Here is a 13,469-nt window from a genome sequence, read left to right on the forward strand (position 1 = left end):
ATTGATTTTAAAAAGTTTGCCAAGAGTCAAGATGGTTTTTGGTTCCGCGATTCTCGTGGGTCTAATGATTTTAAAGATGCCAAAACCTTTGTGATTGTCGGGACTCCCTGTGCCAATATTGCGATGCTTCGTGCTGATTATGTGGCGATGACAGGGTTACATCCTGTGGATAAAGATCCTGCTTTTGCGGCGTTTGTCGATCGCCATATTTTGGCTACCGTTATGCAGTGTTTTGGCAGGAAGGCGGGCGATCGCTTTAATCAGGGTGATGTTATTTACTTTTTGTCGGATTTTGATCTGGGTGATATTTCCCATACTCTAATTAAGTCTGGGGATATTACTCCTGATGCGATGTCTAATTTGGAGCTTTTACAACTCAAGGTATCTCAGGTGATTAATTCTGTTACCGATGGTGGATTTGATTTGCTCAATGCGTCAGAACGTCAGTTATGTGCCTATTTCGGAATTAAGCGTGGAGTGTTGCTTTACCATTTTGATTGGATCAAATTGTTATTAGATAACCTATATAACCAATTGATCCATAGTTTTAATGAAAATCTACATTCTCTTACTGAGCCTTCTGATTTGGGATTGGTTGATCTTTGGGCTGGTGTAACTGAGTTATTTTTGAGTGAGAATCTGCCGATAAAAGATACTTTGGTTGGTATTTTTGAGTTCTTTTCAGAACATATTCCAAACTATTTACATAGTTATGTTCTGGCAAGACTTTCTGCTGAGTCTAGACACAAGTTGTTTTCGACTTTGGCAGTTTTGGCGGTTAATGAATAATCATGGCGGTTGTACTCGACCAATTTACGGTTTTATTCAATAGCTTATTGGTTAGTAATTGTTGAGTGATCGCTATTTCATCATTTGTGAGAAACTTGGCTAGATGGCTGGCATAGGATGGCTTTGTCTGAGACTTGCTAAACCAACGGTTTAATAAAGCTGTAGAAATTTGTATGGACGTAGTGATTCGTTCTACTTCTATTTCAACTTTTAAACCCACTTTCTCAAAAGACGATCGCAAATCATCAATATCCCAATTTGTCATCGGGTCATCAAGATTGGCATAGATTTCTTCTTCTGCTTGTATCCAGCGATCGCCAAATTCATCGGGTAAATCGAGCAATAGATAAATTCGTTGAGTGTGTTTGGGAATCGATTCATAAAGAGCAATTTTGCCATCAGGTTGTAAGAGATTGGCTAATTGTTGAATGCATGCTAATTTGTCAGGTTCTCGCATCAGAGTGTTATAGGCAATAATCGCTTCAAAACGCATAGAGGCGATCGCTTTAGGAATTTCTGTTAAAGATCCATACAGAACGATTGGGCGCAAAAGTTCGGATAAACTTGCTGCTTGTTCTTGCAAAGCGATCGCTTCCGATTCTTGATAGGTCAGCGCGTAGACTCCGCCTTCTGAAACCGATCGCAATGCTTCCCATGTTAATAATCCTGTGGCGGCATTTAAGTTAAGGACTACATCGTGACGTTGTAGCAATAATTTCGAGAATAGGCGATCGCGTATTTTGGCTAATCTTTCACCAGCTTGTCCGATAGTGCGTTGCAACCAGTGATCGTTTTTATTATCTTTGGGGCTAAAGGTAAGGATTTCAGGTAATTCTATGGCTACACCACTTACCATTGCAGCTAATTGCGCTTCGCGACGGCGTTCTACTTGTAATTTAATCGTGGCTTCTGCACCTTGATCTGATGGTTGATAGAATATCTGTCCTTGCAAACTGCTGGGTAAATATTGCTGCTCGATCCAATGGTCGCGATAGGCGTGGGGATAGAGATAGCCAGCCCCATGACCAAATCCTTTTTTGTCGCGATTGCTATCTTTGAGAGGATTAGGAACATCGGATTGACGTTCCTGCTCAACGGCGGCGATCGCATCGAAGAAGCCCATGAGACTGTTTGATTTGGGAGCATTGGCAAGATAGAGCGTGGCTTGCGCTAAATGATAGCGACCTTCGGGTAAGCCAATGCGATCAAAGGCTTCAGCGCAAGCATTCACGACTACTACTGCTTGCGGGTCAGCAAGTCCGATATCCTCACTCGCTAAAATCAGTAATCGTCGCAAGATAAAGCGCGAATCTTCGCCTGCATAGACCATTTTGGCTAGCCAATAGAGTGCAGCATCGGGATCGGAACCACGCACGCTTTTGATGAAGGCGCTAATTGTGTCGAAGTGGGCATCGCCTTCTTTGTCGTAGAGAACCGCTCTTTGTTGAATCGATTCTTCGGCTACGGATAAAGTAATGGCGATCGCGCCATTCTCATCGGGTTCCGTTGTTTCTACTGCTAGTTCCAAGGCATTTAGCAATGACCTTGCATCACCGTTGGCGACATTGGCTAAATGGGCGATCGCTTCTTCAGTAATATTTACTTTGAGGTTGCCGTAACCTCTTTGGCGATCGCTAATTGCTTGTTCTAATACGCGCCGCAAATCTGCTTCGGTTAATGGCTTTAATTGGAATAATCGCGATCGGCTGACTAATGCTTTATTGACTTCAAAGAAGGGATTTTCAGTAGTTGCACCGATGAGAATGATTGTGCCGTTTTCTACCCAAGGCAGTAATGCGTCCTGTTGGGATTTGTTGAAACGATGCACTTCATCGACAAAGAGGATTGTGCGTTGATTGTGATATCCTCGTTGGGTTTGGGCGGTTTCAATTGCTTCTCTGATTTCTTTTACACCTGCGAGGACGGCATTGATGGCGATGAAGTGGGCGTTGGTGGTGTTGGCGATAATCCTTGCGAGGGTGGTTTTGCCTGTTCCAGGGGGACCATAAAAGATGAGTGATGATAGGCGATCTGCTTGGATGGCACGGCGTAGCAGTCTTCCTTGTCCGAGGATATGTTCTTGTCCGATGAATTCATCAAGGTGGCGCGGACGTAAGCGATCGGCGAGGGGGGCTTCTGATGCGGTGATTTGTTGACGGTGGTTCTCGAATAGGTTCATGTTGGCGTAGCGATCGCGTTTTTTAAAAGATATTTGGATAATATTTGGATAACGACTTGTTAGGAATTGAGAGCTAGAGATTAGAATTATTGTATTGAAAACCAATTCAAAGTATTCACTATGCAAACATTAGCTGTTACTGAAGCTATCACAACGATCGCTGAAGCAGAGAGAAAATTTGGCTTGAGTCGTAGTGAATTGAAGGATTTTTTTACAGAATGGTATGACCAGTTACCAGTGATCAATCCTAGCGATCGCGCCAATCTAGAGATTCTCTGGCGGCGTTATATTTATCATCGCTCTGGGGGACATTTGCTAGAAAGTACGGTGATGCTATTACTCGTCTCGCCATTGCTAACGATCGCTGGTTTATACGATCCTCCTTTTCGGATTAAGGCGGAGGAGTCGATTACGATCAATATTTCTGATAGTGAAGAAACTCTACAGGGACGAATTGATGTGTTGGTATTGCGCGATCGCCTATGGATTATTGTTTTGGAGTCAAAGAAAACGATGCTTTCGGTTTGGTCTGCTTTGCCGCAAACTTTGGCTTATTTGATGGCGAGTCCAAATAGCGATCTCCCGACTTTTGCGATGTTGACGAATGGTGATGATATTGTATTTGTGAAGCTAGAGGGTAAGCAATATGGGATGTCTCAGGTTTTGGCTCCTCTGGTTAATCGGGGTGAGTTAGAGGTGGCATGGCAAGTTTTACGCAAGATTGCAGAAATAGAAGTTTGATAGTGATCGCTGGGTTGCTCCTGCGGCGATCGCTAGGCGTTGGTACAATGCTTCTGGTATTTGTAAAGTAACTGTTTCAGCCATATTTTTTCTCGATAACATTAAATTTAATTTCCGCTAATTTCTACTAAGGATTCACCAGTAGCGAGAATTTCTAACGCTCTTGGTAAAGTAGCAGTTAGAATTTCTTTTAATTGGGCATTGGAAGTATTGCCAAACGTCAACCAAATAATTTGAGGTGGTGAGCCGAGGCGTTCAACTAGATCCACAAAATCACTATCTTTGGTCATAAAAATAATTTTTTGAGCTTTACCTGCTTCAAAAATTTCGGGATCTTCTGCATCTCTTAAACCCAGATCTCGTAAAGCGAAGGCACTTATGCCAAAGGTTCTAGAGATCCAAGGGGCGATCGCTGGTGATAAGTGGGCATCAATCCAGATGATCATGCGACTAATACAGGATGGTTGAGTTTACGCGATGCATAGGCTAGTGCTGCTTTGAGGTCATCTTTTTCTAGATCGGGCATTTCTTCTAAAATCTCTTCGGCATTGAGTCCTGCTACAAATAGATCGAGAACGTCTGATACACGAATTCTCATGCCACGAATGCAGGGACGACCGCCGCATTGTTTGGGGTTGATGGTGATTCTTTTAAGTAGTTCTGGCATTTGAATAGTTTCCTAACACTTTTTTCTAGTATAAATGGGTTGTATGGTATTGCTTCGCTAAGCCTTAGTACAATGCTTCTGGTATTTGTAAAACAACGGTTTCAGTCATAATTCTAATTAGTATAATAATTTTTGGATGAGCAAGCCCTGATATATCTTTTGATGTATAGTTTAGTCATTATTACTTCGATTATCATCATATTACTTTAATTATTTGGTTAAAACCATGTCCCTAGCAAAATTTCGTGCGGCTTATGCAGATGTTTATGGTTTTACAGTTGAAGTAAGAAAATATTTGACAGAAGCCAAGAAACGATTAGGGGACGAGGGCAAGAATCTTGACAACATCAACGCACAAATTAAGAAGATTCAGGGAAGACTTAAAAATCAAAACTATCAAGTAGCTGTAATTGCACCGATGAAGGCTGGCAAAAGCACTTTTCTAAATGCTGTCATAGGTGCAGACATATTGGCGCATGAGTCAGACTCTTGTACTGTCTGTGAAACTCATGTTAGACATATAGATTCAGACAAGACTCCAAGGCTGATTGAGTCTCAAGGCAGCAAAAGACAGCCAATTATATTTGAAGGAGATGATGCAGAAATAAAGCAACATTTTCTCTCTCGTACTCGTGAAATCCGTGCATCGGGAAATTCTGATAACTCTTTTCGTTTTGAGATCGAGCATCCGATAGAAGCAGTCGGTAGCATGGACTTACTGAAAAACTTTACACTCATAGACACCCCTGGACCTGATGAGTGGAAATCAGGAGACTTTGACTCTACTAGTCTCAAGGAGACAGCGATTAGGGTTTTGCACGACTGCAATGTGATCTTGTTTATCTTAGATTACACAAGATGGCAGAATGAAACGACTCAAAGATTTTTTGACGAACTCAAAGAAAATCGTGAAGAATTTCTCAAACAATGTGAAGGGAAAGTCTATTTTATCTTGAATAAAATTGATATGAGAAGAAGAACTGACCCTGAAATTCATTTGCTCCTTGAAAATGTTAAGAAAAAGATATCTAGTTTTGGCTTTGTTGATCCAATCGTTTATCCTGTGAGTTCCCGAAAAGCATTGTTGTCAAAATTAATTCGGGATGAGAAAGCTACAGAAGATGACATATTATCGTTTGAAGATGAGTTTCTGCCGATATACAGGAATCGGGAGACAAGAACATATCCAACACCACAAGAAATTGCACCTCAAGCTTTGGAAGATAGCAAGGTTCCAGAAATTGAAGAGGTTGTTATTCGCACTGTAATTCAAAAATCTGGTTGGGACTTATTAAATGATTCACTACAAGGAATTGAGAAAGCTATTAATGCAATTGATGATACTCTCAAGTTTCGTCAAGCTGGATGGCAGACAAAATACTCAGACTTGAAAGTAAAGGTTAAGGAGTACGAAAAAAAGGCTGAAATTGCCCAAAAAAAAGTAAATTCAGTAAAATTATCTGTTGATCAGCAGAAAACCTTTCTAGTTTCTGGGTTTCAAAAAGGAATTAGTGGTTTTGCAGAAGGTGCTAAAGCCGCTATTGAAAGAGAGCTTAATAGAATTGCAAAGGAAAGATCGGTTGATTCCAATGCTATTGAAGTTATTGAAAATATAGAAGTTCAACCTTTCGTCATTCCTGATGAAATTAAAGCTTTTGGTCAAACTGCAATAAGTGCTTTGCCTGTTCCATCGCCAATGAAAATTATGCTGAACGCAGCAGTTTCTTTACTTGACATGATAACTGGCTCCCCTGCATCAAGAGTAACAAGAAGTCCAGCTAGACAAAATGATCCTTACAAGATCAAGTTTAGTGATCACGCTGAAGCAAAGTGTTTTGCTGATCAAATCAACACTTTCTTTGTATGCAATATCAGTGATTGGTGGATACAAGTCGAAGAAGAATTGATCAATCAAGGAACCTTCATTCAAGAGGTTCTCTCTAGCAAGATTCAGGCTGATATTCAAGCAATATCTAATGAGTTGTCTAGCTATCTAGGTGAAACTTTAGATATAAAACTCAAACCTAGTCCTATCACTAAGATTTCAAGCTTTGAAGTCAAAGGTATTTATACAGAAATTCAAGAAAAGCTTGTAACACTAAAACGCTATGACTATGAAACGGTAAGTTCATGGAGTTTTTGTTTGCCAGACGATGTAATCAAGAGTGAAACAATAGAAATCGAAATTGATCTTCGAGAAATTTTAGCAGTCATCGAACAGCGCATCGACAATATGGTTGCAGGAAGTGGAAACCTTCTAGAAAAAACTATATCAGGGCGAATTAAAGATGATTTTGGCAACTCTGAAAAACAAATTGATGAGTACATTGCTCGCTTTCGTGAAGAGTTTGCACTTTTGCTTGAGCAGAGAGAAAAAGTCGGTGTAGATTCTACTCAAATCGTTAAGGCAATTAACGAACAGATAGCTGAGCTAGAGACTTACAGCAATAAATTGATATCTGTGAAAGATTCATTGCATTCTTGGAAATTGGATTAAGGCGATCGCCTATCTCTACCTTGCTAATATTCTGACTTATGACGCGATTATTCTTATCTACAAGGCTCTGTTAGCGATCGCGCTTGATGATGACAAAAGGCGATCGCTCCCAAAACTTTAAAAGTCTTATATTATGGTAAGTATCATATAAATCCACACTATCAGGCGTTATCCAAAATGCAAATTAGCTATCGATTGAATGCTAACGAACTTGACAACAATTTCCTAGAAAGTTTAAAAGCCGCTTTCCAAAACAAGGAAATCGAAATAGTTGTATATGAAAGCGATGAAACCGCTTTTCTATTACAGAATCCTGCTAATAGAAAGAGATTACTAACTGCGGTGGAAAACATTCAAAACCGTAATAACCTCGTAGAACTTAATTGGGATACTCTCTCATGAGAAGACGCATCCTATTTGAAGCGGAAGCCTTTGAGGACTATAATACATGGGCAAAAATGGATCGAAAAATTTACAACAAAATAGTAGAACTTATCAAAGATATTGAGCGATCGCCTTTTGCAGGTATCGGTAAACCTGAACCTCTAAAATATGGACTGAGTGGATTTTGGTCAAGACGCATTAGCGATGAACATCGTCTCGTTTACCAAGTAACTGATACAGAAATTCTAATAGCTGCTTGTAAAAGTCATTATGAATAACAGAACTATCCCGATTAGTCCTATTCGCAAACTTTTGAAGCGATCGCTTTTATCTACAAGGCTTTGTTAGCGATCGCGCTTGATGATGACAAAAGGCGATCTCTAATTTCCAAGTTGACGGATAACGTTACCCGTCAACTTGGAAATTGTCATGAAAGGCTCGATAAACTCAGTATTTACAAGCAAAAATCAACCTGTGACGATTGAATTTATTTTAAAAGCAACATACTTTATAAAAAATTCCAAACATAAGTTACACTGCTTAAGTGTTGTTTACCAAGATATCCTGTGACCAAGATTATTGCCCTGTTTAATCAGTCTGGTGGGGTTGGCAAAACCAGCCTAACCATGAATCTGGGATACCAACTCGCCCAACGCGATCGCAAAGTCCTTCTCGTCGATATGGACCCGCAATCATCATTGACATCATTTCTAGGGCTTGATATCTATCAACTAGACAAGACTATTTATCAGTCCATCACTCAGTATGAGAGCTTACCAATCCACCACAATATTCATGGCATGGATTTAGTCCCATCCAACATTCAATTAAGTGCGGCGGAGATGGAATTGGTTTTAGCTGAATTTCGGGAAGTGCGTCTCAAAGATGCGATCGCTACAGTCCAAGAACAATACGATTTCATCCTAATCGACTGTCCTCCCAGTCTCGCTATCCTTAGCTATATCAGTCTGATTGCTGCTACCCATGTGTTAGTCCCAATTCAAACCCATTATAAAAGTCTAGTTGGCTGTAACTTATTACTAGAAACTGTTGCTCGTGTCCGTCAAAGGGCTAACCGTAACCTTAAAGTTGCAGGCTTTATTCCAACTATGCACGAAGGACAAACCCTGCAAGCAAAAACTAGCTTAAGTACTATTCAGATTCAACTCTCATCAATTGCTATCGTCTATCCTCCTATCCCAAGGACGATCGCTTTCCCCGACTCGGCGCAAATGCATGAACCTTTAGGATTACATTCACCGAAGCACCCAGTTATCGATATCTTAAACCAAATCACAGATTCATTGGAGACAATTTAATGGCTAGCAAGCGACCTTTACCCGCGTATCAAATTAGCAATGTTCGCCTATTAGATGATTTGACTGCTGCAACTAATCAGACCGTTAAGGTTGATATGATCCAATTGCCAATTAAGCAGCCGCGCCGATATTTCGATCCGCAAAAGATGCAGCAACTTGTGCAATCGATCCAAGAACATGGCATTTTAGAACCCCTATTAGTTCGTCCTCTGGCAAATGGGCAACATGAATTAATTGCAGGGGAAAGAAGATTTCGGGCTGCCCAAATTCTTGGACTAGACACAGTACCGATCATTAGTAAAGATGTTACGGATAAAGAAGCAATCCAAATAGCTCTCGTTGAAAATTTACAGCGTGAAGACTTAAATCCTGTTGAAGAAACTGAGGCTATTCTAGAGTTATTATCGCTTTCTCTTGATATTGAGATCAGTGATATCACAGCAATATTAAACCAATCTGCCAATGCTAAAAAGCGTGGTTTAGAGTTGACGGATAACGTTACCCGTCAACTTGAGGCGATCGAATCTCTGTTAGCTAATATCGGCAGATTTAACGCTGAATCCTTTCGCACAAATCGTTTGCCGCTATTAAATATGCCTGATGATGTTTTAGAAATATTGCGTCAGGGCAAATTAGAATTTACCAAAGCAAGAGCGATCGCCCGTATCCGTGATGAGGGGCAACGGCAAGAATTACTTGAGGAGTCTATCTCTCAAGACCTGTCTCTCTCTCAAATTAAGGCTAGAATTTCTGCTATTAACTCTGTTAAAGATGCGACGTTAACAGAGCCTTCTCTCAAAGATTTGATGAATGATGCTTTCACTACAATGAAAAAATCCAAGGTTTGGGATAATCCTAAAAAAGCTAAAAAGCTTGCTAAGCTACTAGCCGAAATCGAAACTTTAATTCAGGATGAGTAAAACTTATTGAGGTTATTCCAAATACTAAATAATTCCAAATACTAAATATATGTGAATGTTCTCAAGAAATAAGTAATGTCAGTTCGGGATAAGCTGGCAAAACTTCGTAAGCATATTTCACAACGCATAGAAGAGTTGGCAAGAATCCGTGATCAGCAACCTTTCACTGGAAATATTCAATGGTTTGATAGATTTGACCCTCAAGATATAGGCACAAAAAGTTAACAAATCAGTATCCTGAAAAATTATTCAGATCGTACTAATAGAAAATCACCCATGACACAACCTCCTCTCCCCCAACCCAAAAGCGATCGCACCCCAATCACCTTCGAGCAATACGAAGCCTACACACCCGAAAAACTAGAGCTATGGGACGGATTCTATGACTACGGTGACCCAGAGGATTTCAAAGGCTTTTACCTAGCGATCCTCACCAATATGGGTCTACGCGCCGCCGTTAGCCATGTCCCGATCGCACAGTGGTTAGCCGCCATCCAAGAGGTAGCTTTGCAAAATCCTAAGCTTGACGATGCTTTGCGCGATCGCTTAGTTCGAGCGATCGCTGAGTTAAATGCAGTAGTGGAGTGTTTGGAGGCTTAATGAAACTGTTATTGAAGTTGATCGGGACAATCTTAAAACTAGGAATCTATGCCTGTATCTATTTGACACCTGTTCTAGGGGTATGGCTTGCATCTTCCCTTGCAGCATTCTCTAATCGTTCCACTTTGCTATCGGTCATCGCAGGGGTATTTCTTTTTCCAGTCTTGCCTCTGCTATGGGAGCTATGGTCAAGCTACAAGCGGCGCAAATTGGGTAAGTCGGGCGAACAGACATTAACTTGGGGCGATCGCCTAACTATAAGAACTCTGATCATCAACCTAATTGCGATCGTGGGGCTATTAATATGGCAACCAACTACTAGCTTCATAGCTCTTTCAACAAGAGGGGACTGGATGCTGGAGGGGATGAAGGGGAATGCAGTAGAAGTCACTCGACAAAGCCTATTTAAAATTGCAGGGGGATTGGAGGGGCTTTATAACGCATTAAACAAAAATCCCTATGAGCAATATGACGATGGCAGTAACAAGATCAAGCCAGAACCACAACCTAATCGGAAACCCGTTGACCTTAAACCAAGCAAAAATGCATGGGCATGGGATGGACAGGGTTTGCACCCTGCGATCATCAATATGCCCGCCAATGTGGAGACGAGCATTGAATCCGTTGCTAAGTACATTGTTAGCAAAGAATCTGATCCCGTTTTGCGTGTGAAAGCCTTACATGACTACGTTGCCGATCGCATTGCCTATGATGCTGAGTCATACTTTGCTGGTGTATATCCGCCACAGGATGCGGAGACAGTGTTTCGCACTCGTAAATCAGTTTGTGCGGGTTATGCCCAGTTGCTAGAATCACTAGGTAAAGCGGCGGGAGTAGAGATTGTCTATGTCGTTGGTGATGCTCGTACCCAGACTAGCGATTTAAGCGGTCAAGGTCATGCATGGAATGGGGTTAAAGTTAATGGTCAATGGTATTTAATCGATCCAACTTGGGATAGTGGTTATGTCAGTCGAGAAAAAGGCTTTACCAAAAACTATCGCACCGAATATCTAATGCCACCACCAGAGGTAATTGGCATTACCCATTTCCCCAAAGATCCAGCATGGCAATTGCGCGCTAATCCAATTAATCAAAATGTCCGCAATGCGATCGCCTGTATAACGATTGGTACAGAGGTTCAGTAAATCTCGATCTTGACGATTTTGATGAAGAGTACATAGACAAATGTTCTAGTGCTGTCTGTTCCCACTGTGGACACAAGGTTTATTTCGATACGTTGGTTGTCAAGGAGGGAGTGTTTTTTCTCCAAGGTTGATAGACGATCGCATTTGCTAAATTCCCAATCCGTTCCAGTGGAAAACCCATGCCCCATCACCCCAAATCCAAAAGCGATCGCACTTTAGCCAAATACTAACCCACTCAAAGTATTTGACTAACTATTAATTCAGTATTCTCTTCGGGAGAATTCAGTTCAGGTAGTGGTTGTGGAAGTTCTGAACTTTCTATGATCTTTTTAGGAGTATCGGTTATCGGTGATGCAACTAATGAAGGGTAAAGCCACCCAGAGAATAACTTTGTCATTTGCGGCATTATCAGATAGGTCATTGTCGGAACAGCGATCGCTGTAATAACTGCCACCCGAAATACTAAAGGCAAATTTAATAATTGCTGTTTAAGAATTAGAGAGATAAAAGTAATTAATGGAAATACAGCCAACCAAGTAACCACAGTCATTTTGTAGCGGGGGGGAGGTGTTATTGATGTGTTGCCAGCAAGAGTAAACCAAGTTTCTAAACCAGTTAATACCTGAATATTGGGTGGGCTGACAGTGAGTGGTTCGGCTATATCAAACCAGAACTTGCGTTCTGGCGATGCCTCCCAATTACGGAGATTGCTAAGACGGTCGAACTTAAAAATGATGCGATACTCTGGATCGTCAGAATTAACTGGAGGAAAAATTGTACTACCCAAATGACCATGAAATTTTTCACAGGCAGTAGTGATACCCAATAAAAACAATTCAAATTCGGCTTTACATTCTGGTTTAACCCGTCTTGAAATTACAACAGTTACCGTTGGATCGTTAAAAAGGCTTTGGGGCTGTGACATGATTGATTTTCCCTTGACAATTGACAATTGTTATGGAGACAGAGATAAAACTAGAAAAGAATAGCAATTGCCTACTGTCCTCGTCCGTTGTAGAAGAACAAAATTAGCCCATGCCCTCACTCATCCCATCCCTAAATAGCTGCGTAGCCCGAATGACCCTAGGCGAAAAGTGCTTTGCGGTGAGATTAGAGCAAAAGCTCGATGACGATTATCTAATTTGGTATGACGTACCGATCGGCAAAAAGCAACTTCACCCCGATTTTATTGTGCTGCACCCACTGAGAGGTTTATTAGTTCTAGAGGTCAAAGACTGGAAAATCGACACCATTCTCAACGCCACTAGAGCCAATTGGACGATCGCCGATCGCCACACCAACGCGCCCAAGCAAGTAAAAAATCCCCTAGAACAAGCCCGAAGGTATGTACTTCATGCAGTGCAGATCTTAGAACGTGATGCTGAGCTAGTCCGCGCGATCGCCAGAGACTACGGCAAATGTATAGTCCCCTATGGCTATGGTGTGGTATTTCCCAATATTACGAGATCGCAGCTTGAGAAATCAGGAATAGAGCAGGTGATCGAGTCCAACTTGGTCATCTGCCAAGATGAGATGCTTGAGGGTATTGATCAAGAGGAGTTTAGACAACGATTGCGGAACATGTTTCCTTACCAATTCGATACCCCCCTTTCACAACAACAAATTAACCGCATCCGTTGGAATATTTTTCCAAATTTAGATGATCACTTAAATGACATGATCGACAGTTTACCTAGCGATAGTTCTATTCCAGAGAAGATTTTTCTTAATAGCAGTATAGATAAGATCCTCAGAAAATACGCTTATATCGATCTGGAAGTAGATCTGAAAGAAGAAATTCATCGAATAGGTTCAGCATCTTTAATTCTGGAGCAAGACTTTAAAGTAATTGAATCTGCTCAAACAAGCTTAGAGTCTTTACGCGAACAAGGCTTACATATTTGTGGGCATAATTTTCGTCGCTTTGATTATAAATATCTAATTACTCGGTTTCCGACGCTCGATCCTTGGGAAATTAGGTAGTGCTAAACAGGTAAGGATGGGCGGCGCTTTGCGCCGCCCATCCTTACCTGTTTAAATCCTTTCCTTTTTAGGACTACCAAGAATCGTTGTAATGATGAATAAAATTCCAAATGGCACCAATGTGATTTTCCAACTTCTTAGAAAAGGATAAGGTCTTTCTAACTAGTCTAGATACTCGTTGACGTAACGTACAGTTGAATCGCTCAATATAGTTGGTCTTTCCCGTTTCTTTACCGACTGCCCTA

Annotated in this window: 15 protein-coding genes and 1 pseudogene; 11 read left to right on the forward strand and 5 right to left on the reverse strand. The window is 41.1% G+C overall.

The window, feature by feature from the left end; translation table 11 throughout:
- Nucleotides 1–789 (forward strand): annotated as a pseudogene (locus PSE7429_RS26365) (hypothetical protein); the annotation flags it as partial.
- Here PSE7429_RS26365 and PSE7429_RS14360 read toward each other — a convergent pair.
- The gene (locus tag PSE7429_RS14360; protein ID WP_009627958.1) at nt 779–2,968 is read right to left on the reverse strand and encodes an AAA family ATPase; all 2,190 of its coding nucleotides are present in this window, start codon (nt 2,966–2,968) and stop codon (nt 779–781) included. The pseudogene PSE7429_RS26365 and the gene PSE7429_RS14360 overlap by 11 nt on opposite strands.
- 120 nt (nt 2,969–3,088) lie before the next feature.
- Between PSE7429_RS14360 and PSE7429_RS14365 the strand changes: the two genes are divergently transcribed.
- Nucleotides 3,089–3,709 (forward strand): type I restriction endonuclease subunit R, encoded by a 621-nt coding sequence (locus PSE7429_RS14365; protein WP_009627959.1) that lies wholly within the window; start codon nt 3,089–3,091, stop codon nt 3,707–3,709.
- Nucleotides 3,710–3,816: 107 nt separating this feature from the next.
- Here the strand turns inward: PSE7429_RS14365 and PSE7429_RS14370 are convergent, their stop codons facing one another.
- Together PSE7429_RS14370 and PSE7429_RS14375 are read right to left on the reverse strand one after the other, a co-directional pair.
- Nucleotides 3,817–4,155 (reverse strand): DUF5615 family PIN-like protein, encoded by a 339-nt coding sequence (locus tag PSE7429_RS14370; protein WP_009627961.1) that lies wholly within the window; start codon nt 4,153–4,155, stop codon nt 3,817–3,819.
- Entirely contained in the window at nt 4,152–4,376 is a 225-nt protein-coding gene (locus tag PSE7429_RS14375; RefSeq protein WP_009627962.1) for a DUF433 domain-containing protein, read from the reverse strand. The genes PSE7429_RS14370 and PSE7429_RS14375 overlap by 4 nt, the downstream gene beginning before the upstream one ends.
- A gap of 226 nt (nt 4,377–4,602) precedes the next feature.
- Here PSE7429_RS14375 and PSE7429_RS14380 point away from each other — a divergent pair, with 226 nt between their 5' ends.
- The 8 genes from PSE7429_RS14380 to PSE7429_RS14410 all read left to right on the forward strand — a co-directional run bounded on the left by PSE7429_RS14380 (nt 4,603) and on the right by PSE7429_RS14410 (nt 11,241).
- Nucleotides 4,603–6,873 carry a dynamin family protein gene (locus PSE7429_RS14380; RefSeq protein ID WP_009627963.1) on the forward strand — a complete coding sequence of 757 codons (2,271 nt, stop codon included), beginning with the start codon at nt 4,603–4,605 and terminating at the stop codon, nt 6,871–6,873.
- Nucleotides 6,874–7,050: 177 nt separating this feature from the next.
- Nucleotides 7,051–7,275 (forward strand): type II toxin-antitoxin system Phd/YefM family antitoxin, encoded by a 225-nt coding sequence (locus tag PSE7429_RS14385; protein WP_009627964.1) that lies wholly within the window; start codon nt 7,051–7,053, stop codon nt 7,273–7,275.
- Nucleotides 7,272–7,535 (forward strand): Txe/YoeB family addiction module toxin, encoded by a 264-nt coding sequence (locus PSE7429_RS14390; protein ID WP_009627965.1) that lies wholly within the window; start codon nt 7,272–7,274, stop codon nt 7,533–7,535. Before PSE7429_RS14385 ends, PSE7429_RS14390 begins: the two co-directional genes overlap by 4 nt.
- A 288-nt stretch (nt 7,536–7,823) precedes the next feature.
- The gene (locus tag PSE7429_RS14395; protein ID WP_009627966.1) at nt 7,824–8,576 is read left to right on the forward strand and encodes a ParA family protein; all 753 of its coding nucleotides are present in this window, start codon (nt 7,824–7,826) and stop codon (nt 8,574–8,576) included.
- Nucleotides 8,576–9,496, forward strand: a complete 921-nt coding sequence (locus PSE7429_RS14400; protein ID WP_009627967.1) for a ParB/RepB/Spo0J family partition protein — start codon at nt 8,576–8,578, stop codon at nt 9,494–9,496. Before PSE7429_RS14395 ends, PSE7429_RS14400 begins: the two co-directional genes overlap by 1 nt.
- 75 nt (nt 9,497–9,571) lie before the next feature.
- A complete protein-coding gene (locus PSE7429_RS26370; protein ID WP_009627968.1) occupies nt 9,572–9,721 on the forward strand; it encodes a hypothetical protein in 150 nt (49 codons plus the stop codon).
- 51 nt (nt 9,722–9,772) lie between these two features.
- Nucleotides 9,773–10,096 (forward strand): hypothetical protein, encoded by a 324-nt coding sequence (locus tag PSE7429_RS14405; protein WP_009627969.1) that lies wholly within the window; start codon nt 9,773–9,775, stop codon nt 10,094–10,096.
- Nucleotides 10,096–11,241 (forward strand): transglutaminase domain-containing protein, encoded by a 1,146-nt coding sequence (locus PSE7429_RS14410; RefSeq protein ID WP_009627970.1) that lies wholly within the window; start codon nt 10,096–10,098, stop codon nt 11,239–11,241. The genes PSE7429_RS14405 and PSE7429_RS14410 overlap by 1 nt, the downstream gene beginning before the upstream one ends.
- A 235-nt stretch (nt 11,242–11,476) precedes the next feature.
- Here PSE7429_RS14410 and PSE7429_RS14420 read toward each other — a convergent pair whose 3' ends face one another.
- Nucleotides 11,477–12,166 (reverse strand): hypothetical protein, encoded by a 690-nt coding sequence (locus PSE7429_RS14420; RefSeq protein ID WP_009627971.1) that lies wholly within the window; start codon nt 12,164–12,166, stop codon nt 11,477–11,479.
- Nucleotides 12,167–12,276: 110 nt separating this feature from the next.
- On the opposite strand from PSE7429_RS14420, the gene PSE7429_RS24495 reads away from it, so the two are divergent.
- Entirely contained in the window at nt 12,277–13,224 is a 948-nt protein-coding gene (locus tag PSE7429_RS24495) for a nuclease-related domain-containing protein (RefSeq protein ID WP_083888416.1), read from the forward strand.
- 73 nt (nt 13,225–13,297) lie between these two features.
- Here PSE7429_RS24495 and PSE7429_RS24500 read toward each other — a convergent pair.
- Nucleotides 13,298–13,469, reverse strand: a 172-nt coding sequence (locus PSE7429_RS24500; protein ID WP_233424358.1) for an IS1 family transposase, incomplete at its 5' end; no start/stop codon positions are given.

It is taken from the genome of Pseudanabaena biceps PCC 7429 (assembly GCF_000332215.1).
GTDB lineage: Bacteria > Cyanobacteriota > Cyanobacteriia > Pseudanabaenales > Pseudanabaenaceae > Pseudanabaena > Pseudanabaena biceps.

Bases quoted from the DNA above. Each gene is read 5' to 3' on its own strand.
- PSE7429_RS14360 (WP_009627958.1), bottom strand. From the start codon at position 2,968: ATGAACCTATTCGAGAACCACCGTCAACAAATCACCGCATCAGAAGCC.
- PSE7429_RS14365 (WP_009627959.1), top strand. From the start codon at position 3,089: ATGCAAACATTAGCTGTTACTGAAGCTATCACAACGATCGCTGAAGCA.
- PSE7429_RS14370 (WP_009627961.1), bottom strand. From the start codon at position 4,155: ATGATCATCTGGATTGATGCCCACTTATCACCAGCGATCGCCCCTTGG.
- PSE7429_RS14375 (WP_009627962.1), bottom strand. From the start codon at position 4,376: ATGCCAGAACTACTTAAAAGAATCACCATCAACCCCAAACAATGCGGC.
- PSE7429_RS14380 (WP_009627963.1), top strand. From the start codon at position 4,603: ATGTCCCTAGCAAAATTTCGTGCGGCTTATGCAGATGTTTATGGTTTT.
- PSE7429_RS14385 (WP_009627964.1), top strand. From the start codon at position 7,051: ATGCAAATTAGCTATCGATTGAATGCTAACGAACTTGACAACAATTTC.
- PSE7429_RS14390 (WP_009627965.1), top strand. From the start codon at position 7,272: ATGAGAAGACGCATCCTATTTGAAGCGGAAGCCTTTGAGGACTATAAT.
- PSE7429_RS14400 (WP_009627967.1), top strand. From the start codon at position 8,576: ATGGCTAGCAAGCGACCTTTACCCGCGTATCAAATTAGCAATGTTCGC.
- PSE7429_RS26370 (WP_009627968.1), top strand. From the start codon at position 9,572: ATGTCAGTTCGGGATAAGCTGGCAAAACTTCGTAAGCATATTTCACAA.
- PSE7429_RS14405 (WP_009627969.1), top strand. From the start codon at position 9,773: ATGACACAACCTCCTCTCCCCCAACCCAAAAGCGATCGCACCCCAATC.
- PSE7429_RS14410 (WP_009627970.1), top strand. From the start codon at position 10,096: ATGAAACTGTTATTGAAGTTGATCGGGACAATCTTAAAACTAGGAATC.
- PSE7429_RS14420 (WP_009627971.1), bottom strand. From the start codon at position 12,166: ATGTCACAGCCCCAAAGCCTTTTTAACGATCCAACGGTAACTGTTGTA.
- PSE7429_RS24495 (WP_083888416.1), top strand. From the start codon at position 12,277: ATGCCCTCACTCATCCCATCCCTAAATAGCTGCGTAGCCCGAATGACC.